This window comes from Sphingomonas sp. CFBP 13720 (assembly GCF_014842075.1).
Taxonomy (GTDB): Bacteria; Pseudomonadota; Alphaproteobacteria; order Sphingomonadales; family Sphingomonadaceae; genus Sphingomonas.
The window spans coordinates 297,396-317,628 of sequence record NZ_JACYVA010000002.1 but is presented as its reverse complement, the minus strand read 5'-3'; the positions used below and the strand labels follow the sequence as shown (position 1 = coordinate 317,628).

Below are 20,233 nucleotides of genomic sequence, written 5' to 3'. Positions count from 1 at the left end.
TCTAACGGCGAACGCCACATCTTCGAGAGGACGCATATGACGATCACCGGCGAATTGTTCCTCGGTTCCAAGCGGGTCGCCCGCGACGAACTGTTCCAGGCCTTCGACCCCGCGACCGGCGAACTGTTCGGTGAATCCTTTTCCAAGGGGACGATCGAGGACGCGACCGAGGCGTGCGACCGCGCCGCCGCCGCGTTCCCCGCCTATGCCGCGCTGCCGCTGGAGAAGCGCGCCGGTTTTCTGGACGCCATCGCCGACGAGATCGAGTCGCTGGGCGACGCGCTGATCGAACGCGGATCGCGCGAAACCGGCCTGCCGGTCGCGCGCCTGACCGGCGAGCGTGGCCGCACCTGTGGCCAGCTTCGCCTGTTCGCCAAGGAAGTGCGCGACGGCGCGTGGCAGCAGTTGCGCATCGACCACGCCGACGCCGCCCGCGCGCCCGTGCCCAAGCCCGACCTGCGGCTGCGTACCATTCCGGTCGGTCCGGTGGTGGTGTTCGGCGCGTCGAACTTCCCGCTCGCTTTCTCGGTCGCCGGCGGCGACACCGCGTCGGCACTGGCTGCCGGTTGCACCGTGGTGGTGAAGGCGCATCAGGCGCATCCGGGCACGTCCGAACTGGTCGCATCGGCGATCATCAAGGCGGCGGAAAAGACCGGCATGCCCGATGGCGTATTCTCGATGGTGTCGGGTGCGGGCCAGACGATCGGCACCGCACTGGTCGCCGATCCCCGCATCCAGGCAGTCGGCTTCACCGGGTCGCGTAGCGGCGGCACCGCGCTGATGAAGGTCGCGCAGGAACGGCCGCAGCCGATCCCGGTCTATGCCGAAATGTCGTCGATCAACCCCGTCGTGCTGATGCCCGAAGCGCTCAAGGCACGCGGCGAGGCGCTGGCGAAACAGTATGTCGCATCGCTCAGCATGGGCGCGGGGCAGTTCTGTACCAATCCCGGCCTTGTGCTCGGCATCGCCGGTCCCGAACTCGACGCGTTTCTCGACATCGCAGGCGACGCGCTGCTCGGCACCCCGGCGCAGGTCATGCTGACCGCCGGCATCCACAAGGCGTTCGAGGAAGGTCGCGCCAAGCTGGCGTCGAGCCCCGCCGTCACGCTGGTCGGCGAAGGTGCCGAACCCGAAGGCCCGACGCGTGGCCGCGCCGCGATCTTCGCGGTATCGGGACAGGACTTCATCGCCGATCCCGCGCACGCCCATGAAGTGTTCGGCATGTCGTCGGTCGTGGTGAAATGCACCGACGCCGACGAACTGGTCGAGGTGCTCGCGAAGCTGGAAGGCCAGCTGACCGCGACGTTGCAGATCGACGAGGGCGATTACGAGGATGCGCGCAAGCTGATCCCGGTGCTGGAACGCACCGTCGGCCGCATCCTGTGCAACGGCTGGCCGACGGGGGTCGAGGTGGGTCATGCGATGGTGCATGGCGGGCCGTTCCCGGCCACGTCGGACGGCCGCACGACGTCGGTCGGCACGCTGGCGCTGCACCGTTTCGTACGGCCGGTGTCGTATCAGGACTTCCCCGAAGCGCTGCTGCCCGACGCGCTGCGCGAAGGAAACCAGAACGGTGTGCTGACCCGCATCGATGGCGCTTGGCACGTCGGCTGATCGTTCCGGTCAGCGGATAAAAGCGGGGCGTCGGGTCGTTGATCCGGCGCCCTTGCCATATGGAAGCATGATGGACGACGACACGATCATCGAAACGCCCGAAGGCCCGAAGCGCTGGGGCGACTGGAAAAAGAAGAATCCGGTGCAGCTTCCGTCGCGCCGGACGAAGGGCAAGAAGCTGCCGAACAAGGTGAAGATGCGGACCGACGAGTAGGGGCGTTTGTTCCGGGGCCAAGGTTACTGCGGGCAGGCGTTCTCGATACGCGCTCGACTTCGCTCGATCGCTACTCGAACCGAACGGAATGGGGGGGTGAGGGTAGGGGGTAGCGCGGAAAGAGGGGCTTACTCGCGCCCTGCCAGCCAGATCGTGTGCCTCGCGCCCTTCGTTCCGCGCGCGCGGACGATCTGTTCGTCCACGGCGAACCCGCACTCGCGCAGCCGCTTCGTGAAGACCGCATCGGCATAGGCGGACCAGATCGCCAGTACGCCGCCCGGCCGCATCCCCCGGCGTGCGGTGTCGAGTCCGCGCGACGAATATAGCCGGTCGTTGCCCGCATGGGTCAGGCCGTCGGGTCCGTTGTCGACGTCGAGCAGGATCGCGTCCCACCCGCCGTCGCGGATCGCCAGCGCGACGTCGCCGATCGCGACCGTCACGCGCGGATCGTCGAGACAGCCGTCGAACAGCCCGGCAAGCGGCCCGCGCGCCCATTCCACGATCTTTGGCACCAGTTCGGCGACCACGATTTCCGCATCGGCAGGCAGGATCTTCAACGCGCGCCGCAGCGTGAAGCCCATGCCCAGCCCGCCGATCAGCACGCGTGCGCGGCTGTGCCCCGTCAGATGCGCGCAGCCCAGATCGGCCAGCGCCTCCTCCGACGCCGACATGCGGCTGCTCATCAATTCGTTGCGGTCGAGCACGATCATGAAATCGTTGCCATGGCTGACCAGACGCAGCTCGACGTCGTCGCCCGGCACCTTTGCGGTATCGATCAGGATGCGGGGGATCATGACACAATCCTGTTGGAAGACTTGGCCACCGCCGCGTCGCTCGCCAGCCGGTCGGCGCGTTCGTTGTCGGGATGGCCGGCATGACCCTTCACCCACACCCATTCGATGCGGTGCGGCTTTGCGGCGGCCAGCAGCGCCTGCCACAATTCGGCGTTCTTGACCGGCTGGCGCGCGGCGGTCCTCCACCCGTTCTTCTGCCAGCCCTTGATCCACTTGGTCAGGCCGTCCATCACATACCGGCTGTCGGTCGACAGGATCACGCGGCACGGGCGCTTGAGCGCGTTCAGCCCCTCGATCGCCGCCATCAATTCCATCCGGTTGTTGGTCGTGGGCGATTCGGCCCCCGACAATTCGCGTTCGCGCCCGTCGGCGGCGCGCAGCACCGCGCCCCAGCCGCCCGGACCGGGATTGCCCTTGCACGCGCCATCGGTCGCGATTTCCACGCGGGGAAGTTCGGCCGGCTCGGTCATGTGAACGCCTGCGGATTCGCCGCATACCATTCGAGCCGGCGACAATAGGCCAACGGGTCCTTGCGCGTGACCAGCGCGTCGGCGGGCGTGTTGATCCAGTCCCATGCCCGGGTCAGCAGGAACCGGATGCACGCGCCCTGCGCCAGCACCGGCAACGCCGCGACCTCCGCCTCCGACAGGACGAATCGATCGCGATATCCCGCCAGCAGCGCCCGGCCGATCGCGGGGTCGAGCGGCATGCCCGCCGCATCGAAGCTCCACGCCGAATGCGTGATCGCGACATCATAGGCGATCAGATCGGTACAGGCGAAATAGAAGTCGATCAGCCCGGTGACGCGGTCGCCGAGCATCAGCACGTTGTCGGGAAACAGATCGGCATGGATCGCGCCGCGGCGAAGGTCGTGCGGCCAGCGGGCGACCACATCGGTCAGCGCGTCGTCGACCTGTTGCCGCAGCCCCGGCTGGATCGTGTCTAGTTCGGGCGCGCAGTCAGCGAACAGGCGCGGCCATGCCGCCACCCCCATCGAATTGTCGCGCACCGGCGCGAAGCCGGTCAGCGTGGCGTGCATCGCGCCCAGCGCCTGACCCGCCGCGCGTGCCTGTGCCGGGGTCGGATGACTGACCGACACGCCCGACAGAAATTCGATCAGACAGGCGGGGCGGCCCTCCAGCGTCTGAATCACGGTGCCCTGCGCATCGGGCAGCGCGCGCGGAACCGGATTGCCCGCGTCGGCCAGCGCGTCGATCATCGCGAAGAAGAACGGCAGATCCGCCAGTTCGACCCGCTTTTCGTACAGCGTCAGGATGAAGCGGCCACGGGTGGTGTCGACCAGATAGTTGGAGTTCTCCACCCCTTCGGCAATGCCCTTGGCCGACACGAGTTCGCCCACGTCATAGCGTTGCAGGAAGCGTGCGAGCGCCTCTGCCGAAACCTGCGTATAGACGGCCATGTCAGGCGGCTTCGAGACCGCGGGGCAGTTTGAACGCGATCGTCTCACGCGTGGTTTCGACCTCGCGCTCGGTCACGTCGAATCGTTCGGCGATGCGATCGACCAGTTCGCGCACCAGTATCTCGGGCGCGGACGCGCCGGCGGTGATGCCCAGCGTGCCGACTCCGTCGAGCCACGCGAAGTCCAGATCGGTCGCGCGCTGGATCAGCCGCGCGCTGGTCCCTTCACGCTCGGCAACCTCGACCAGCCGGACCGAATTGGACGAATTGGGCGCGCCGATGACCAGCATCAGGTCGCATTGCTGCGCGATCGCCTTCACCGCCGCCTGCCGGTTCGACGTGGCGTAGCAGATATCGTCGGCCTTGGGCGCGACGATGGTCGGGAAGCGGGCGATCGCCGCTTCCACGATGGCGCGCGTGTCATCGACCGACAGTGTCGTCTGGGTCAGGAACGCCAGATTGTCGGGGTCGGCCGGCGTCAGCGCCAGCACGTCCTCGACCGTTTCGATCAGGGTCATGCCGCCTTCGGGCACCTGTCCGAACGTGCCGATCACTTCGGGGTGGCCGGCATGGCCGACGAACAGGATGTGGTGGCCCGACGCGACCAGCCGTTCGGCCTGGCGATGCACCTTCGACACCAGTGGGCAGGTGGCGTCGAGATAGTCCAGCCCGCGCGACGTCGCGGCGGCGGGGACCGATTTGGGGACGCCGTGCGCGGAAAAGACGACGGGCACGCCGTCGGGCACCTGATCCAGTTCCTCGACGAACACCGCGCCCTTTGCCCGCAGCGAATCGACCACGAACTTGTTGTGGACGATCTCGTGCCGGACGAAGACGGGTGCGCCGTGTTTCTGGATCGCCAGCTCGACGATCTGGATCGCGCGATCGACGCCCGCGCAAAAGCCGCGCGGGGCGGCGATGAGCAGGTCGATCGCGCGGCGGGGGGCGGAGTCAGCGGACTGTGGCGTGCCGAAGGTCATGGCCGGCTGTTACGCGATTGCTTGCACGCGCGAAAGCCGGTTCCTATGAAGCGGCGACAGGAGGCGCGGCTTCGTCGCACCCGTGCATAAGGTATCGTGTTCCCGTGACCCTCCGCCAAAACGCCGCCATCGCCCTCGTCGCCATGCTCGCTTTGGGCGGTTGTCAGCGCACCGGCGAACTGGACGTGACGCAGGGCGTCGGCATTTCGGCGGTGCGATCCGCCTGCCCGGTGGCAGGCGTGCCGGCGGGGACCGGCGACATCACGCTGTTCGATCCGGCGGGCAGCCGCGAGGCCAGCGCGATCGACGTCACTGCCACGCTGACCAACGTCCGCGCGAACTGTGTCGAGGGCAGCGACGTGCTGACCAGCACGATCAGCTTCGACGTGCAGGCGCGGCGCGTGCGCACCGATGCGGCGCGGCAGGTGACGCTGCCCTATTTTATCACCGTCGTGCGCGGCGGGACGCAGATCGTATCGAAGCGCATCGGTCAGGTGACGCTGGACTTCCCGGCGGGGGCGGCGCGCGCGTCGGCACAGGGGCAGGGGACCGCGATCGTCGATCGTTCGGCCGCGACGCTGCCGCGCGAGACGCGCGAGCAGATCACGCGTCGGCGCAAGGCGGGCGATCAGGACGCCGCCGTCGATCCGCTGTCCGATCCGGCAGTGCGCCAGGCGGTGCTCGCCGCCACGTTCGAGGCGATGGTCGGGTTCCAGCTGACCGACGACCAGTTGAAGTACAACGTCACGCGATAAGGCCTGCGTTCGTCTTGCCAGCGCAGGCTGGCATCGCTTGAAGCGGGGTGGGCGTCCTGCTGCGCGGAATCGGACGGTGCCCCGCTTTGCCCGTTGACTAATCCATGACCCCGAGCCAGAGCTTGACGTGTCGAAGGCTTTGAGCCGACGCCATGCGCGGGAGAGCGCGGACCCGTCCGCCGCCGAAGGAGCAACCGCCCCGGAATCTCTCAGGCAACAGGGACCGCGCAAGGGCTGACCGACACTCTGGAAAGCGTCCGGGCCGAAAACGGCCGGACCACCGAAGGGGTAAGCGATGCCGGCCATCGGTCGGCACGTGAAAGCTCTCAGGTTCCGTGACAGAGGGGGCGACATACGGCCGGCACTTTTGCCGGACGGCGTCGTTTGACCCATCACGAAGGAGCCTCCCCGATGCGCGAGACCGCCCCCGACATTCTTGCCGATCCGGCCCACGAACTGCGCGCCGACGGCACCGATCCGGTCGAGGAACTGCCGCCGCAGGTGCTGCCGCTCGACGCGTGGCATCGCGCGCATGGCGGGCGGATGGTCCCGTTCGCGGGCTATACGATGCCGGTCCAGTATGAAGGCATCATGGCCGAACATCTGTGGACGCGCGAGAGCGCCGGGTTGTTCGACGTCAGCCATATGGGCCAGTTGCTGATCCACGGCACCGATGCGGTGGCCGCGCTGGAGGCGTTGCTGCCGGGCGACCTCGCGATCCTGAAGTCCGCGAAGATGCGCTATTCGCTGCTGCTGGACGACAATGGCGGCATCCTCGACGATCTGATGGTCACGCGGCTGGGCGACTCGCAGCCGTTCGGCGAGGCGGAGGGCGCGGCATTCTATATGGTCGTCAACGGCGCGACCAAATATGACGATATCGGGCATCTGCGCGAACATCTGCCCGATGCGATCACGCTCAACCATCTGGACGATCGGGCGTTGCTGGCGGTGCAGGGGCCGAAGGCGGTCGACGCGCTCGACCGGATCGTGCCCGGCGTCGCCGCGCTGACCTTCATGACCGCCGGTGCGTTCGCATGGCAGGGCCATGCGCTGTGGATCAGCCGTTCGGGCTATACCGGCGAGGACGGGTTCGAGATTTCGCTGCCCGAAGAGGCCGCCGCCGACTTCGCCGATGCGATCACCGCCGAACCTGAGGTAAAGCCGATCGGGCTGGGCGCACGCGATTCGCTGCGGCTGGAGGCGGGATTGCCGCTGTACGGCCATGACCTCAGCCCCGACATCACGCCGGTCGCCGCTGATCTGGGCTTCGCGCTGTCGAAGCGGCGTCGCGAGGAAGGCGGCTTTCCGGGTGCCGAGCGCATCCTTGCCGAACGTCGCGACGGTCCCGCGCTGAAGCGGGTCGGACTGATCGTCGAGGGTCGCCAGCCGGTGCGCGAGGGTGCCGAGGTAATCGACGATGCCGGTACGGTCGTCGGCCATGTCACGTCGGGCGGGTTCGGCCCGAGCGTACAACTGCCGATCGCCATGGCCTATCTTCCGCCCGCGCTGGCACAGGGCGGGGTCGTGACCCTGCTCCAGCGTGGCAAGCGGCATCCGGCGCGTGTGGTGCCGATGCCGTTCGTCCCCCACCGTTACGTCCGCTAAAAACAGGGAGCGTCCCCATGAGCCGCTATTTCACGCAAGAACATGAATGGATCGAGATCGACGGCGACGTCGCCACGGTCGGCATCACCGAATATGCGCAGAGCCAGCTGGGCGACATCGTATTCGTCGACGTGCCGATCGAAGGGCGTGATCTGACCAAGGGCGACGAGGCGGCCGTGGTCGAATCGGTCAAGGCGGCGTCGGACGTGTACACGCCCGCGTCGGGCACCGTGTTCGAGGGCAATGCCGCGCTGTCCGACAATCCCGGTCTGGTCAACGAAGACCCCGAGGGTGACGGATGGTTCTTCAAGCTGACGCTGCGCGACGAGAGCGAGCTGGAAGAGCTGATGGATGAGGACAAATACGCGGCCTACGTCGCCAAGCTTTGACCTTACCTTCAGACTCCGGCTGCCGCCGCCCCGGCGGAACCCGGAATACACGGTAGCGGGCCGGTCCGGCTCACCGATATCGACCGCGTCCATCGTTCCGGCCTTTGCCGGGTCGGTGACGCGGTCGCCATACCCGCCCGGCGACCAACAAGGATCACCATGCGCTATCTGCCTTTGACCCCGACCGACCGCAGCGCGATGCTGGCCACGATCGGTGCCGACACGATCGACGACCTGTTCGTGGACGTGCCCGAATCCGCGCGGCTCGACGGACCGGTCGCCGGGCTGCCGAATCACGCCAGCGAACTGAGCGTCGAGCGGCATCTGTCGGCGCTGGCGGCAAAGAACGTCGCGGCGGGGTCGGTGCCGTTCTTCCTCGGATGCGGTGCCTATCGCCATCACGTGCCCGCCAGCGTCGATCACCTGATCCAGCGCGGCGAGTATCTGACGGCCTATACGCCGTACCAGCCGGAGATCGCGCAGGGCACGTTGCAGATGCTGTTCGAATTCCAGAGCCAGGTCGCGCGGCTGCTGGGATGCGACGTCGCCAACGCATCGATGTACGACGGATCGACCGCGTGCTGGGAAGCGGTGACGATGGCGCGGCGGGTGACGCGCAAGGCGAAGGCGGTGTTTTCGGACGGCGTGCATCCCCATTACGTGTCGGTCGCGCAGACGATGGCGAAGTTCACCGGCGACGTGCTGGCGACATCGGTCCCGACGCTGGACGCGGCGACCGACGACGATGCGATCATCGCGGCGATCGACGGCGATACGTCGTGCGTCGTGGTGCAATATCCCGACATCCTCGGCCGCATCCCCGACCTGAAGCGCATCGCCGACGCGGCGCATGCCGCCAAGGCGCTGTTGATCGCGGTGGTGACCGAGCCGGTGGCGCTGGGCGCGATCGAGGCACCGGGCAATCTGGGCGCGGATATCGTGGTGGGCGAAGGACAGGCGCTGGGCGTCGGGTTGCAGTTCGGAGGGCCGTATGTCGGACTGTTCGCCTGTTCGGAAAAGCTGGTGCGCCAGATGCCGGGCCGGCTGTGCGGCGAGACGGTGGACGCGTCGGGCAAGCGCGGTTTCGTTCTGACGCTGTCGACCCGCGAACAGCATATCCGGCGCGAAAAGGCGACGTCGAACATCTGCACCAATTCGGGGCTGTGTGCGCTCGCCTTCTCGATCCACCTGACTCTGCTGGGGGAAAAGGGGCTGCGGCAACTGGCGGCGGTCAATCATGCCAAGGCATGCGCGGCGGCCGACCGGCTGGCGCAGGTGCCCGGCGTCACGCTGGTCAACGACGTGTTCTTCAACGAATTCACGCTGAAACTGCCGATCGAGGCGCGGCCGGTGGTGCGCGAACTGGCGGAGCGCGGCGTGCTGGCGGGCGTGTCGCTCGGGCGGTTGTATCCGACCGAAGCGGGGCTGGCGAACGGACTGGTCGTGGCGGTGACCGAAACGGTGACCGACGAGGATATCGAAGCGCTGGCGACGGCGCTGACGGAGGTATTGGCATGAGCGTGAACCAGAGCGGCTGGAAGCCCGAAATGGGCGATGCGACGACCAGCGGAGTGATGCCGACCTTCACCGGCAACCGCGCGCTGATGCTGGACGAGGCGCTGATCTTCGAGATCGGATCGGGCGAGACGACCGGCGTCGATATCGATGCCGGACCCGACCTGCCGTCGCGGCTGGGGCGGCATGCCCGCAGCGGCGCGATCGGCCTGCCCGGCCTGTCGGAGCCGGAAACGGTGCGCCACTATACCCGTCTGTCGCGGCAGAATTATGCGATCGACCTGGGGCTGTTCCCGCTGGGCAGTTGCACGATGAAGCATAATCCGCGGCTGAACGAGCGGATGGCGCGGCTTCCGGGGTTCGCCGACCTGCATCCGCTGGCCCCGGTCGACACGACGCAGGGCGCGCTGGAGCTGATCCATCAGCTGGCGCACTGGCTGGTCACGCTGACCAACATGGACTCGGTCGCCATGTCGCCCAAGGCCGGCGCGCACGGCGAATTGTGCGGCATCCTCGCGATCAAGGCGGCGCTGGAGAAGCGTGGCGAGGGGCATCGCAAGATCATCCTCGTCCCCGAAAGTGCGCACGGCACCAACCCCGCCACTGCCGCCTTCGCCGGATTCAAGGTCGAGGATATTCCGGCGACCGCCGAGGGCCGCGTCGATACGCAGGCGCTCAAGGACCGGCTGGGACCCGACGTTGCGGGCGTGATGATCACCAACCCGAATACGTGCGGCCTGTTCGAGCGCGACCTGAAGGAAATTTCCGACGCGGTCCATGCGGCGGGCGGCTATGTCTATTGCGACGGGGCCAATTTCAACGCGATCGTCGGTCGGGTGCGTCCCGGCGACCTTGGCATCGATGCGATGCACATCAACCTGCACAAGACCTTTTCCACCCCGCATGGCGGCGGCGGACCGGGGTCGGGACCGGTGGTGTTCAGCAAGGCGCTGACCCCGTTCGCGCCACTGCCGTTCGTCGAGCGGCAGGACGGAAAGTTCGTGCTGGTCGAGGAAGAGACGGCGGGCGACCATCATGCCGACAGCTTTGGCCGGATGGTGGCGTTCCACGGCCAGATGGGCATGTTCACGCGGGCGCTGTCGTACATCCTGAGCCACGGGGCGGACGGGTTGCGGCAGGTCGCCGAAGACGCGGTGTTGAACGCCAATTACGTGCTGCGCAGCCTCGACACCGTGCTGGATGCGCCGTTCGGCGCCAGCGGGCCGTGCATGCACGAGGCGCTGTTCAGCGACAGCAACCTTGCCGATGGTTTCTCGACGCTGGACATCGCCAAGGGACTGATCGACGAGGGATATCACCCGATGACGGTGTATTTCCCGCTGGTCGTGCACGGCGCGATGCTGGTCGAGCCGACCGAGACCGAGAGCAAGGCGGCGCTCGACCAGTTCATCGGCGCGTTCGCGGCGGTGGCGGAGCGGGCCAAGGCCGGCGATGCCGCGCTGAAGTCCGCGCCGCACTTCGCCCCGCGTCGTCGGCTGGACGAAACGCTGGCCGCGCGCCGGCCGGTGCTGGCGTGGAAGGAACCGGTTGCGCCAGTGGCCGAGGCGGCGGAATAAGGCGAACCCCGCCCGGCGTTCGTGCGCGGGGCGGGGGGTGGGTATGAGCGGATCGAACGGGCTGGTGCCGACGCTGATGCCGATCGGCATCGTGATGCTGGTCGTCGCACTGCGCTGGTGGCGCGGACAGAAGATGCGGCGGTTGCGGCTGGAGACGATGTGGATCCTGCCGCTGTTGTTCACCGCGCTGGCGGGTACGATGTACGTGACTATGCCGCCGGTCGGATGGGGCTGGCTGTTGTGCGTGGTCGCGTTGGGCGTCGGGTTGTTGCTGGGGTGGCAGCGCGGGCGGTTGATGCGGATCGAGGTCGATCCGGTAACGCACCGGCTGAACCATCGTCCGTCGCCCGCCGCATTGCTGTTCATCCTTGCCATCGTGGTGGTGCGGGTGGCCGTGAAACAGGCGATGGCGCATGGCGGCGCGAGCATGCTGCACCTGAACGCCGCGACGCTGACCGACGCGATGATCGCGCTGGCGTGGGGCGTGATCGTGGCGCAGCGGGTCGAGATGTTCGTCCGGGCGAAACGGTTGCTGGCGGCGGCGCGCGGCTGACCGAGGGAACACCCGCCGCGCCCGCCGGTTCGTGAACGGCATGACCGAACCCGACCGGCAGGACGCCGCCGCCATCGACGCCGAAGAGCGCAAGGTTCCGCTGGACGACGAGCAGGAAGCCGTCGTCAACGATCGCCGCGCCGCGTCGGCGCTGATCGTCCACGAAGTCGTGCGGCGACAGGGGATCGAGGAACTCGAACGTCCGGCGGCATCGCTGGTGTGGTCGGGCATCACCGCCGGGATCGTCATCGGCCTGTCGCTGCTGGGCAAGGCGGTGATGGAGACGTCGGTGCCGAGCGGCGCGTGGACGCCGCTGTTGCAGGCGCTGGGCTATTCGATCGGCTTCGTCGTCGTGATCCTTGGCCGGATGCAGTTGTTCACCGAAAGCACGCTGTCGGCGGTGCTGCCGCTGGCGACCGATCTGACCTGGTACAATCTGCGCCGGACGCTGCGGCTATGGGTGCTAGTGCTGGGGGCGAATCTGGTCGGGACGTTCGCCTTTGCCGGGTTCGCGATGCTGGGCGGGTTCGGCGGCGAAACGGCGGCCGAACTGGTCGAGGTCAGCGGGTCGATCCTGCATCACGTCGGGCGCGAAGGGTTTCTGGCGGGCATCCCGTCGGGCATCCTGCTGGCGAGCGTCGTGTGGACCTTGCCGAGTACCGAGGGGCAGAAGATCACGCTGATCGTATTGCTGACCGGGCTGATCGATCTGGGCGGTTTCGCGCATGTCGTGGCGGGCGCGGCGGAGATGTGGATCCTGTTGCTGCACGGGGACATCGGCGCGGGGCAGGCGCTTTCGTTCTTCTTTCCGGTGCTGGCGGGCAATATCGTCGGCGGCAGCGTGCTGTTCGCGCTGCTGGCGCATGCGCAGGTGCGGGGCGAGATCGAGCCGGACTGACCGGTCAAAGGTCACGAAAGTCACACTCGCGCGCAGTTGGTGCGAAATGTGGTGCTGACCGCCGGGGAGGGGGCAGCGAGCTGGACCGGCTGTCCAAAGGTCACGAAAGTCACACTCGCACAGGTTTTGCGCGAACGGCTTTTTTTGAAAGCACCGCGTGATGCAGGATCATCGGTTCGAGCGTCGCGAACGGCACGCGCGTCGATCGGTGGCGTGCGACGGCCATCGGTGGGTCGGCGATGCGAAAGAGCGGCGGGCGCGGTGGTCCCGGGACCGTGTAGGAAAGCTCAGTCTTCCTCGACCGCGCTTCGCACCCGCTGTCGCCCCAGCCGGTGTTCGCGCCACACGATGAACAGCCCACTGGCGATGATGATCGGTGCCCCGACCCACGTCATCGGCGTCGGCAGGACCCCGAACAGCAAGAAACCGTACAGCGTGGCCCAGACGAGGCCCGAATAGTCCATCGGGACCACTGCCGCGACCGGGGCGTGGCGCGATGCGGCGGTCAGCGCGATCTGGCCCATGCCGCCGACGACCCCGATCGCGATCAGGTTGACCCATGTCAGCCAGTCATGGCTGCGCAGATTGAACGCATAGCCGATGGCTATGAACGGCAGGGTCAGGACCGAGAACCAGAAGACGGTGGTCCCCGCCGGTTCGTCGCGCAACTGGCGCAGCGCGATGGCGACCAGCGCGACGAACAGCGCCGCCGTCAGTCCGACGAACGCCCCGAACAGCGGGATGTGGGCGCTGCCGGGCTGGACCACCACCAGCACGCCGACGAACCCGACCAGCACCGCGCCCCAGCGTTGCCATCCCGTCGCCTCGCGCAGCACCAGCGCGCCGAGGATGGTGGCGAAGATCGGCACGGTGAACTGGAACGTCGTCGCCTCCGCCAGCGGCAGCAGCAGCACTGCGCCGAAGGTGAAGACCATGCCGACCAGCCCGACCATCGATCGCGTCAGGTGGCGCGTGAACCGTGTGGTGCGAAGCGAGCGCAGCCCCGGCCCCGCCATGACGAACGCGAGCACGACCGGCAGCGCGCACAACTGTCGATAGAACATGGTTTCGGGCAGCAACGCGCCCCGCGTCTCCGCGAGTTTGACCAGCGCCGACATGGTGGACAGGAAGAATATCGCGAGCAGGCGCAGCGCCAGCCCCCTGAGGACGCGGTCTCCGGGCATGGCAAGGACTTAGGCCCGGATGCTGCGCTGCACAACCGGCTTGGTGACTGGAGACGGAGGCCGGGCGGCGGTGGTCCACCCGGTGTAAGGACCTCGCCCGGCCTGCGCATCGGCGGCGGGATGGTGCGTGGTGGATGACTATACTTGGCCCGCCGTTTCCGGCTATCGCCCGGCGCATGAAGCACGCTCTCAACGTCACGCGCGAACAGGATTTCGCGGCATGGTATCAAGCCGTCATCGCCGAGGCCGATCTGGCCGAGGAGTCCGGGGTGCGCGGGTGCATGGTCATCCGGCCATGGGGCTATGGCATCTGGGAACGTATCCAGCGGCTGCTGGACGACCGGATCAAGGCGACGGGGCACGAGAACTGCTATTTCCCGCTGTTCATCCCCTTGAGCTATTTCGAGAAAGAGGCGGAGCACGTCGACGGGTTCGCCAAGGAGATGGCGGTCGTCACGCATCACCGGCTGATCGCGGACGGCAAGGGCGGGCTGATGCCCGATCCCGAAGCGAAGCTGGAGGAGCCGCTGGTCGTACGGCCGACGAGCGAGACGGTGATCGGCACCGCCTTTGCCCGCTGGGTCCAGTCGTGGCGCGACCTGCCGGTGCTCATCAACCAGTGGGCCAATGTCGTGCGGTGGGAAATGCGGACGCGGATGTTCCTGCGCACCGCCGAATTCCTGTGGCAGGAGGGGCATACCGCCCATGCCACGGCGGGCGAGGCGCGCGAGGAAACGCTGCGCATGCTCGAAGTATATCGCGAATTTGCCGAAACCTGTCTGGGGCTGCACGTGATCGCGGGTGAAAAGCCCGAGAACGAACGGTTTCCGGGCGCGGTCGCGACCTACAGCATCGAAGCGATGATGCAGGACGGCAAGGCGTTGCAGGCGGGTACGTCGCATTTTCTGGGCACCAATTTCGCCAGCGCGCAGAATATCCGTTTCCAGAATTCGGAAGGGCAGTTCGAGTTGGCGAACACGACCAGCTGGGGTGTGTCGACGCGTATGATCGGCGGCGTCATCATGGTCCATGGCGACGATGACGGGCTGCGCGTGCCGCCCGCGATCGCGCCGTGGCAGGTGGTGATCGTGCCGATGCTGCGCGATGCGCCGGAAGACGAGCCGCTGATCGCCTATTGCCGCGAATTGCAGCGCGATCTGGCGAAACAGTCGGCGCTGGGCGAACCGGTGCGCGCGTTGCTCGACCTGAAACCCTCCAAGGCGGCGACCAAGCGCTGGGGATGGGTCAAGAAGGGCGCGCCGCTGATCGTCGAGGTCGGCGGGCGCGACATGGCGGGCGGCAACGTGTCGGTCGTGCGGCGCGACCGGCTGTACCGCGCCGACGGCAAGCTCGACAGCAATGTCGTGGCACGCGGCGACTTCGTCGCGGCGGTCGGAGCGACGCTGGAGGATGTGCAGGCGACGCTGCTGGCGCAATCGACCGAAAAGCTGCGCGCGAACATCGTGCCGGTGGACGACTGGGCAGGGGTTGAGGCGCGCTTCGCGGCGGGCGAGAAGAATCCGGGCTGGGTCGATGTGCGCTGGTCCAAGCCGACCGGCGCGGCGCTCGACAAGGTGGTCGAGCGGCTGAAGGCCCTAAAGCTGACGATCCGCAATGCGCCGAACGGGCAGACGGGGTGTGACGACGGGCCGTGCGTGTTTACCGGGGAACCGGCAGTGGAGCGGGTGTTGGTCGGGCGGGCGTATTGAGGATGTAGCGGCGGGCGCTGGATGCGTTCCGCCGCAAGTGTCACCCCGGCGAAGGCCGGGGTCTCCCGTGGTTGCGGGGGCGCTCTGGCCTTGGGCGATCCCAGCTTTCGCTGGGATGACGTTTGGGGCGGGTGACGTTCGGGCGCGGTGACGTTTCGGGGCGGGGTGACGGGCGCCGGATAGGTACGGGGAACGCATCCGTCCCCCGCCCGGGTCCGTCCCCCGTCCGCGTCAATCCTTCAGATTGCCGGGCACCTGTCCGCCGGACTTGCCGAGTTCGCGCATGACCGCGGCGTGCAGCCACAGGTTCATGTCCGCGCTGCCGTCCTTCGCGCCGGTATAGCCGAGTTCGGTCGCCAGTTCCTTGCGGTTGTCGAGGCTGGAATCGAGGTCGAGCAGCTTCATCAGGTCGACGATCGACGTCTGCCAGTTGAGCGCGGGATTGCCCTTCGACGCGGCGATGGCGGCAATGGCGGCGTTGGGATCGACCGGGCGCGGTGCGGCGGGAACGGGTGCGGCCGGTGCCGGAGCGGCGGGTGCCTGCTGGGTCGGGGCCGGGGCGGGCGCACGCTGCTGGGTCGGTGCCGGGGTCGGTGCGGGCGTGTCCTTCTTGCCCCCGAAATAGTTGTCGCCGAACGGGCCGCCGTCCTTGCCGAAGATCTGCGTCTTGATGCGTTCGAAAATGCCCATGGTTTTCCGTTCCCTGGTAATGGATCGAGGGCGTAACGGACGGCGACGCGTTCCGCTCCGTCGTGCGCGATCGGGCATTGGTCTGCGCGCCGGTCCATCCTATCTGAAGCAGGATGGCATTTCCCAAATCGCCCCCGGGCATTCCCACGCGCGAGCAGGTGCTCGATTTCATCCAGTCGTCCGACACGCCGGCGGGCAAGCGCGAGATCGCGCGTGCGTTCGGGCTGTCGGCGCAGCAGAAGATCGCGCTGAAGGCATTGTTGAAGGACATGGCCGACGAAGGGCTGATCGACAGCGCGCCGGGCCGGGCGTTCCACAAGATGGGCGGGCTGCCCAAGGTGACGGTGCTGCGCGTCGCCGACGTCGACGATGGCGGCAATGTGTGGGCGGTGCCCGAACGGTGGGAGGCGGAGACGCCGCCCCCGCAAGTGCGGGTGCGCGAACGCGGACGGCGCAGCGCGCTGGGCGTGGGCGACCGCATTCTCGCGCGGACCGAGGAGGCGGGCGCCGGCTGGGCCGCCTATCCGATGAAGAAGCTCGACCGCGCGTCGGAACAGATGCTGGGCGTGCTGCGACAGGATGGCGACCAGTTGTGGTTGCAGTCGGTCGACAAGAAGGAACGGCGCGAGATCATCGTGTCCGATGCGGGCGGGGCCGCGCCGGGCGATCTGGTGCTGGCGGAAAAGGCGGGGCGGCCGCCGCGCATTACCGCGCGGGTGACGCAACGGCTAGGCGATCCGTTCGAGGCACGCAGCTTCTCGCTGATCGCAATCCACAAACATGGCATTCCCGACATATTCGGCGACGATGTGATCGACGAGGCGGGCCGGGTCGCCGCGCTGCCGATCGGCGATGGGCGCGAAGACCTGCGCCACCTGCCGATCGTCGCGATCGATCCGATCGATGCGCGCGACCACGACGACGCGGTATGGGCGGCGGCGGACGACGATCCGGCGAATGCGGGCGGGTGGCGTGCGATCGTCGCGATCGCCGACGTGTCCTTCTATGTCCGGCCGGGATCGGCGCTCGACAAATCGGCGCGGCTGCGCGGCAACAGCGTGTATTTCCCCGACCGGGTCGTGCCGATGCTGCCCGAACTGCTGTCGGCGGACGTGTGTTCGCTGAAGGCCGGGCAGGATCGCGCGGCGCTGGCATGTCACCTGACGATCGCGAAGGACGGCAAGCTGAAGGCGTGGCGCTTCACGCGCGCGGTGATCCGGGTGGCGGCGAACATCGCGTACGAACATGCGCAGGCGGCGATCGACGGGACCGGCGAAGGGCAGGTCGCGCCCGAACTGGTCGAAACCGCGCTGAAGCCGCTCTGGGCGTGCTGGGGTGCGCTGGCGAAGGCGCGGGCGGCGCGCGAGCCGCTCGACCTCGACCTGCCCGAGCGGCGGATCGTGCTGGATGAAAAGGGGCGCATCCTGTCGGTCGCGCCGCGCGAACGGCTCGATTCGATGCGGTTGATCGAGGACTACATGATCGCCGCCAACGTCGCCGCCGCCAAGGCGCTGGAGGCGAAGAAGGCGCCGGTCATGTACCGCGTCCATGAACCCCCGACGCGCGAAAAGCTGGTCGCGCTCAAGGATTTCCTCGAAACCTTCGACGTGCCGTTCGCGCTGGGACAGGTGATCCGGCCCGCGACGTTCAACCATGTGCTGGAACGCATCGGCGAGGCGGATTTCAGGCCGCAAGTGATGGAACAGGTGCTGCGCACGCAGACCCAGGCGTTCTACGGCCCGCAGAACCATGGGCATTTCGGCCTGTCGCTGGGCAGTTACGCGCACTTCACCTCCCCGATCCGGCGCTATGCCGATCTGGTCGTCCATCGCTCGCTGGTCGGCAGCTATGGGCTGGGCGAGGGGGCGTTGCCCGCCGACGATGCCGCGAACATGGAACGAGTGGGCGAGGCGATCTCCGGCCTCGAACGCCGGGCGATGGAGGCGGAGCGCGAAACGGTCGATCGCTATGTCGCGGCGTATCTGTCCGAACATGTCGGCACCGTCATGGAAGCGCGGATCACCGGCGTGGCCAGTTTCGGCTTCTTCGCAACGGTCGAGGGTGTCGGCGGCGACGGGCTGGTCCCCGCGCGCGATCTGGGCAGCGAGTATTTCCGGTTCGACGAGGCATCGCAGACGCTGGTCGGCGAACGCAGCGGCGATACATTCGCGTCGGGGCAGCGTCTGCCGCTGCGGCTGGCGGAGGCGAACCCGGTGTCCGGCGCGCTGCGGTTCGAACTGCCCGACGGCAAGGGGTCCGGCGGCGGCAGCGTTCATGATCGCGGCGACCGGAGCAAGCCGGGGCGCGTGCTCAAACGGCGCGGACGGCCCGCCAATATCCGGCATCAGGGCCGCAAGCGCTGATCGGTCCGCGCGGCTGATCGCGGCGTAGTCGGGGGGCGCCCGGGCCGGGCTGGCCGGACGCCAAGGCCATCGACAGACGTCCGGCGTGTGACGTTACGCCGGCTCGTGAAACTGCAGGTTCGCCAGCCGCGCGTATAGACCGCCCTGCGAGATCAGATCGGCGTGGCGTCCGGTTTCGACGATCCGCCCCTGATCCATCACGATGATCCGACCCGCCGCACGGACCGTCGCCAGCCGGTGCGCGATGACCAGCGTCGTGCGGTCGGTCATCAGCCGGTCGAGCGCGTCCTGCACCAGCCGCTCGCTTTCGGCATCGAGCGCAGAGGTCGCTTCGTCCAACAACAGGATTGGCGCGTCGCGCAACAGCGCGCGGGCGATCGCGATCCGCTGACGCTGTCCGCCCGACAGGCGTGCGCCGCCTTCGCCCAGATAGGTGTCGAACCCGTCGGGCAGCGCGCGCAGGAAGCCGGCGGCATTGGCGGCTTCGGCGGCGCTCCACAATTCGTCGTCGGTCGCGTCCCACCGGCCATAGCGCAGATTGTCGCGGGCCGACGCGGCGAAGATCACCGTTTCCTGCGGCACCATCGCGATGCGCGCGCGCACTTCGGCCGGGTCAGCCTGTCGCACGTCGATGCCGTCGACCGCGACATGGCCGGCTTCGGGATCGTAGAAACGCTGGATGAGCTGGAACAGCGTGGATTTGCCCGCGCCCGACGGGCCGACCACCGCCACCGTCTCCCCCGGCGCGATGTCGAGCGAGAAGTCGCCCAGCGCCAGCAGTTCGGGGCGGGTGGGATAGCGGAACGACACGTCGGCGAACGACAGCGCGCCGCGCGGTGGCCGGGGGAGTGCGACGGGGTTCGCGGGGGCCGCGATCACCGGGCGCTGTTGCAGCAGTTCGGCCAGCCGGCCCGCCGCGCCTGTCGCGCGCAACAGGTCGCCATAGACTTCGAACAACGCGCCGAACGCGCCGGTCACCAGCGCGGACGTGAGCACGAACGCGGTGATCGCGCCGCCGGTCGTGCGCCCCGCCGCCACGTCGCTGACCGCATCCCACATGATGAGGGTGATCGCGGCGAACAACATGCCGATCACGAACGCGGTCATCACCGCGCGCGTGCCGAAGCGCAGCCGTGCGGTCTGGAACCCGCGTTCCACCGCGCCTTCGAACCGGTCGCCTTCGCGCGGTTCCTGCCCGAATGCCTGCACGATCTTCATCGCCCCCAGCGTTTCGGAAGCGACGGTGCCGATATCGGCGATCCGGTCCTGGCTGGACCGCGACAATTTGCGCACCCGCCCGCCAAGCCACAGGATCGGCAGCAGGATCAGCGGGATGCCGACCACCAGATACGCCGTCAGCTTTGGCGACAGGGTGAACAGATAGATGACCCCGCCGACCCCGACCAGCAGGTTGCGCAGCGCGACCGATACGGTGGTGCTGACGATCCCTTCGACGATCGCGGTATCGGCGGTCAGCCGCGACGCGATCTCGGACGGCCGGTTCTCCTCGAACCAGCCGGGCGACAGCGTCAGCAGGTTGCGATGCACCGCGACGCGCAGGTCGGCGACGGTGCGTTCGCCCAGCCACGACACGAAATAGAAGCGCCCGGCGGTGGCAAAGGCCAGCACGACGACGACGCCCAGCAGCCCTTGGAAATACCCGCCGATCCGGCTGACGTCCGCGCCGCTGGCAAAGCCGTGATCGACCACCTGCTGGAACGTGCGCGGGATCCACAGCGTCGCCAGCGCGGCGGTGACCAGCGACACAAGAGCGCCCAGCAACTGCGGCTTGTAGCGGAAGGTAAAACTCCAGACGAGCCGGAGCGCCGGCAGCATCTTCGAACGATCGGGCGCGGGAACCGGGTCAGCCATGCCGCCCGCCTAGCGCGAACCGTCGCGAAGGGGAACCACCGCACGGCGGGCGACGACATGTTCCGTACCCGAACATTTGGCAGGTTGCAGGCGGAAACT

At 67.8% G+C, this 20,233-nt stretch carries 18 protein-coding genes and 2 riboswitches; of the genes, 11 read left to right on the top strand and 7 right to left on the bottom strand.

Annotated elements, in window-relative coordinates:
• The first annotated feature begins 36 nt into the window (after window positions 1-36).
• On the top strand, window positions 37-1,614 hold the full coding sequence (locus IFT55_RS06615; RefSeq protein WP_192090269.1) for an aldehyde dehydrogenase (NADP(+)): 1,578 nt from the start codon (window positions 37-39) through the stop codon (window positions 1,612-1,614).
• Window positions 1,615-1,684: 70 nt separating this feature from the next.
• Window positions 1,685-1,828, top strand: a complete 144-nt coding sequence (locus IFT55_RS06610) for a hypothetical protein (protein WP_192090786.1) — start codon at window positions 1,685-1,687, stop codon at window positions 1,826-1,828.
• 128 nt (window positions 1,829-1,956) lie between these two features.
• On the opposite strand, the gene IFT55_RS06605 is transcribed toward IFT55_RS06610, so the two are convergent.
• The 4 genes from IFT55_RS06605 to ispH are packed head-to-tail and all read right to left on the bottom strand — an operon-like array spanning window position 1,957 to window position 5,021.
• Entirely contained in the window at window positions 1,957-2,622 is a 666-nt protein-coding gene (locus tag IFT55_RS06605; protein ID WP_192090267.1) for a spermidine synthase, read from the bottom strand.
• Window positions 2,619-3,092 (bottom strand): ribonuclease HI, encoded by a 474-nt coding sequence (gene rnhA, locus IFT55_RS06600; protein WP_192090265.1) that lies wholly within the window; start codon window positions 3,090-3,092, stop codon window positions 2,619-2,621. The genes IFT55_RS06605 and rnhA overlap by 4 nt, the downstream gene beginning before the upstream one ends.
• Window positions 3,089-4,042, bottom strand: coding sequence for a homoserine kinase (gene thrB, locus IFT55_RS06595; protein ID WP_192090263.1), 954 nt, complete (start codon window positions 4,040-4,042; stop codon window positions 3,089-3,091). Before thrB ends, rnhA begins: the two co-directional genes overlap by 4 nt.
• A 1-nt stretch (window position 4,043) precedes the next feature.
• Window positions 4,044-5,021, bottom strand: coding sequence for a 4-hydroxy-3-methylbut-2-enyl diphosphate reductase (gene ispH, locus IFT55_RS06590; RefSeq protein ID WP_192090261.1), 978 nt, complete (start codon window positions 5,019-5,021; stop codon window positions 4,044-4,046).
• A 143-nt stretch (window positions 5,022-5,164) separates the two neighbouring features.
• Between ispH and IFT55_RS06585 the strand changes: the two genes are divergently transcribed.
• The 7 genes from IFT55_RS06585 to IFT55_RS06555 all read left to right on the top strand — a co-directional run bounded on the left by IFT55_RS06585 (window position 5,165) and on the right by IFT55_RS06555 (window position 12,316).
• Complete coding sequence (locus IFT55_RS06585) at window positions 5,165-5,776, top strand: hypothetical protein (RefSeq protein ID WP_192090727.1); 612 nt, start codon at window positions 5,165-5,167, stop codon at window positions 5,774-5,776.
• A 147-nt stretch (window positions 5,777-5,923) separates the two neighbouring features.
• A riboswitch (glycine riboswitch) is annotated at window positions 5,924-6,012 on the top strand.
• Window positions 6,013-6,128, top strand: a riboswitch (glycine riboswitch). It abuts the riboswitch before it with no gap.
• A gap of 59 nt (window positions 6,129-6,187) precedes the next feature.
• Window positions 6,188-7,384 (top strand): glycine cleavage system aminomethyltransferase GcvT, encoded by a 1,197-nt coding sequence (gcvT, locus tag IFT55_RS06580; protein WP_192090259.1) that lies wholly within the window; start codon window positions 6,188-6,190, stop codon window positions 7,382-7,384.
• Between the two features lie 17 nt (window positions 7,385-7,401).
• Window positions 7,402-7,773 carry a glycine cleavage system protein GcvH gene (gene gcvH / locus IFT55_RS06575; protein ID WP_192090257.1) on the top strand — a complete coding sequence of 124 codons (372 nt, stop codon included), beginning with the start codon at window positions 7,402-7,404 and terminating at the stop codon, window positions 7,771-7,773.
• Between the two features lie 159 nt (window positions 7,774-7,932).
• A complete protein-coding gene (gene gcvPA / locus IFT55_RS06570; RefSeq protein WP_192090255.1) occupies window positions 7,933-9,291 on the top strand; it encodes an aminomethyl-transferring glycine dehydrogenase subunit GcvPA in 1,359 nt (452 codons plus the stop codon).
• Window positions 9,288-10,865, top strand: coding sequence for an aminomethyl-transferring glycine dehydrogenase subunit GcvPB (gene gcvPB, locus IFT55_RS06565; protein ID WP_192090253.1), 1,578 nt, complete (start codon window positions 9,288-9,290; stop codon window positions 10,863-10,865). Before gcvPA ends, gcvPB begins: the two co-directional genes overlap by 4 nt.
• 43 nt (window positions 10,866-10,908) lie before the next feature.
• Window positions 10,909-11,418, top strand: a complete 510-nt coding sequence (locus tag IFT55_RS06560) for a CcdC protein domain-containing protein (RefSeq protein WP_192090251.1) — start codon at window positions 10,909-10,911, stop codon at window positions 11,416-11,418.
• A 40-nt stretch (window positions 11,419-11,458) separates the two neighbouring features.
• Window positions 11,459-12,316: a formate/nitrite transporter family protein gene (locus IFT55_RS06555; protein ID WP_192090249.1), complete on the top strand. Its 858-nt coding sequence runs from the start codon at window positions 11,459-11,461 to the stop codon at window positions 12,314-12,316.
• 287 nt (window positions 12,317-12,603) lie between these two features.
• Here IFT55_RS06555 and IFT55_RS06550 read toward each other — a convergent pair whose 3' ends face one another.
• On the bottom strand, window positions 12,604-13,500 hold the full coding sequence (locus IFT55_RS06550) for a DMT family transporter (protein WP_192090247.1): 897 nt from the start codon (window positions 13,498-13,500) through the stop codon (window positions 12,604-12,606).
• Between the two features lie 176 nt (window positions 13,501-13,676).
• Here IFT55_RS06550 and IFT55_RS06545 point away from each other — a divergent pair, with 176 nt between their 5' ends.
• Window positions 13,677-15,209 (top strand): aminoacyl--tRNA ligase-related protein, encoded by a 1,533-nt coding sequence (locus IFT55_RS06545; protein WP_192090246.1) that lies wholly within the window; start codon window positions 13,677-13,679, stop codon window positions 15,207-15,209.
• A gap of 231 nt (window positions 15,210-15,440) precedes the next feature.
• On the opposite strand, the gene IFT55_RS06540 is transcribed toward IFT55_RS06545, so the two are convergent.
• The gene (locus IFT55_RS06540; RefSeq protein ID WP_192090244.1) at window positions 15,441-15,899 is read right to left on the bottom strand and encodes a DUF3597 domain-containing protein; all 459 of its coding nucleotides are present in this window, start codon (window positions 15,897-15,899) and stop codon (window positions 15,441-15,443) included.
• Window positions 15,900-16,012: 113 nt separating this feature from the next.
• On the opposite strand from IFT55_RS06540, the gene IFT55_RS06535 reads away from it, so the two are divergent.
• A complete protein-coding gene (locus IFT55_RS06535; RefSeq protein WP_192090242.1) occupies window positions 16,013-18,262 on the top strand; it encodes a ribonuclease R family protein in 2,250 nt (749 codons plus the stop codon).
• A 93-nt stretch (window positions 18,263-18,355) separates the two neighbouring features.
• Here the strand turns inward: IFT55_RS06535 and IFT55_RS06530 are convergent, their stop codons facing one another.
• On the bottom strand, window positions 18,356-20,134 hold the full coding sequence (locus tag IFT55_RS06530) for an ABC transporter transmembrane domain-containing protein (RefSeq protein ID WP_192090240.1): 1,779 nt from the start codon (window positions 20,132-20,134) through the stop codon (window positions 18,356-18,358).
• Window positions 20,135-20,233 lie beyond the last annotated feature (99 nt).

What these genes read in the sequence shown, in the direction of transcription:
- IFT55_RS06615 (WP_192090269.1), top strand. Translation starts at nt 37, where the DNA reads ATGACGATCACCGGCGAATTGTTCCTCGGTTCCAAGCGGGTCGCCCGC.
- IFT55_RS06610 (WP_192090786.1), top strand. Translation starts at nt 1,685, where the DNA reads ATGGACGACGACACGATCATCGAAACGCCCGAAGGCCCGAAGCGCTGG.
- IFT55_RS06605 (WP_192090267.1), bottom strand. Translation starts at nt 2,622, where the DNA reads ATGATCCCCCGCATCCTGATCGATACCGCAAAGGTGCCGGGCGACGAC.
- rnhA (WP_192090265.1), bottom strand. Translation starts at nt 3,092, where the DNA reads ATGACCGAGCCGGCCGAACTTCCCCGCGTGGAAATCGCGACCGATGGC.
- thrB (WP_192090263.1), bottom strand. Translation starts at nt 4,042, where the DNA reads ATGGCCGTCTATACGCAGGTTTCGGCAGAGGCGCTCGCACGCTTCCTG.
- ispH (WP_192090261.1), bottom strand. Translation starts at nt 5,021, where the DNA reads ATGACCTTCGGCACGCCACAGTCCGCTGACTCCGCCCCCCGCCGCGCG.
- IFT55_RS06585 (WP_192090727.1), top strand. Translation starts at nt 5,165, where the DNA reads ATGCTCGCTTTGGGCGGTTGTCAGCGCACCGGCGAACTGGACGTGACG.
- gcvT (WP_192090259.1), top strand. Translation starts at nt 6,188, where the DNA reads ATGCGCGAGACCGCCCCCGACATTCTTGCCGATCCGGCCCACGAACTG.
- gcvH (WP_192090257.1), top strand. Translation starts at nt 7,402, where the DNA reads ATGAGCCGCTATTTCACGCAAGAACATGAATGGATCGAGATCGACGGC.
- gcvPA (WP_192090255.1), top strand. Translation starts at nt 7,933, where the DNA reads ATGCGCTATCTGCCTTTGACCCCGACCGACCGCAGCGCGATGCTGGCC.
- gcvPB (WP_192090253.1), top strand. Translation starts at nt 9,288, where the DNA reads ATGAGCGTGAACCAGAGCGGCTGGAAGCCCGAAATGGGCGATGCGACG.
- IFT55_RS06560 (WP_192090251.1), top strand. Translation starts at nt 10,909, where the DNA reads ATGAGCGGATCGAACGGGCTGGTGCCGACGCTGATGCCGATCGGCATC.
- IFT55_RS06555 (WP_192090249.1), top strand. Translation starts at nt 11,459, where the DNA reads ATGACCGAACCCGACCGGCAGGACGCCGCCGCCATCGACGCCGAAGAG.
- IFT55_RS06550 (WP_192090247.1), bottom strand. Translation starts at nt 13,500, where the DNA reads ATGCCCGGAGACCGCGTCCTCAGGGGGCTGGCGCTGCGCCTGCTCGCG.
- IFT55_RS06545 (WP_192090246.1), top strand. Translation starts at nt 13,677, where the DNA reads ATGAAGCACGCTCTCAACGTCACGCGCGAACAGGATTTCGCGGCATGG.
- IFT55_RS06540 (WP_192090244.1), bottom strand. Translation starts at nt 15,899, where the DNA reads ATGGGCATTTTCGAACGCATCAAGACGCAGATCTTCGGCAAGGACGGC.
- IFT55_RS06535 (WP_192090242.1), top strand. Translation starts at nt 16,013, where the DNA reads ATGGCATTTCCCAAATCGCCCCCGGGCATTCCCACGCGCGAGCAGGTG.
- IFT55_RS06530 (WP_192090240.1), bottom strand. Translation starts at nt 20,134, where the DNA reads ATGGCTGACCCGGTTCCCGCGCCCGATCGTTCGAAGATGCTGCCGGCG.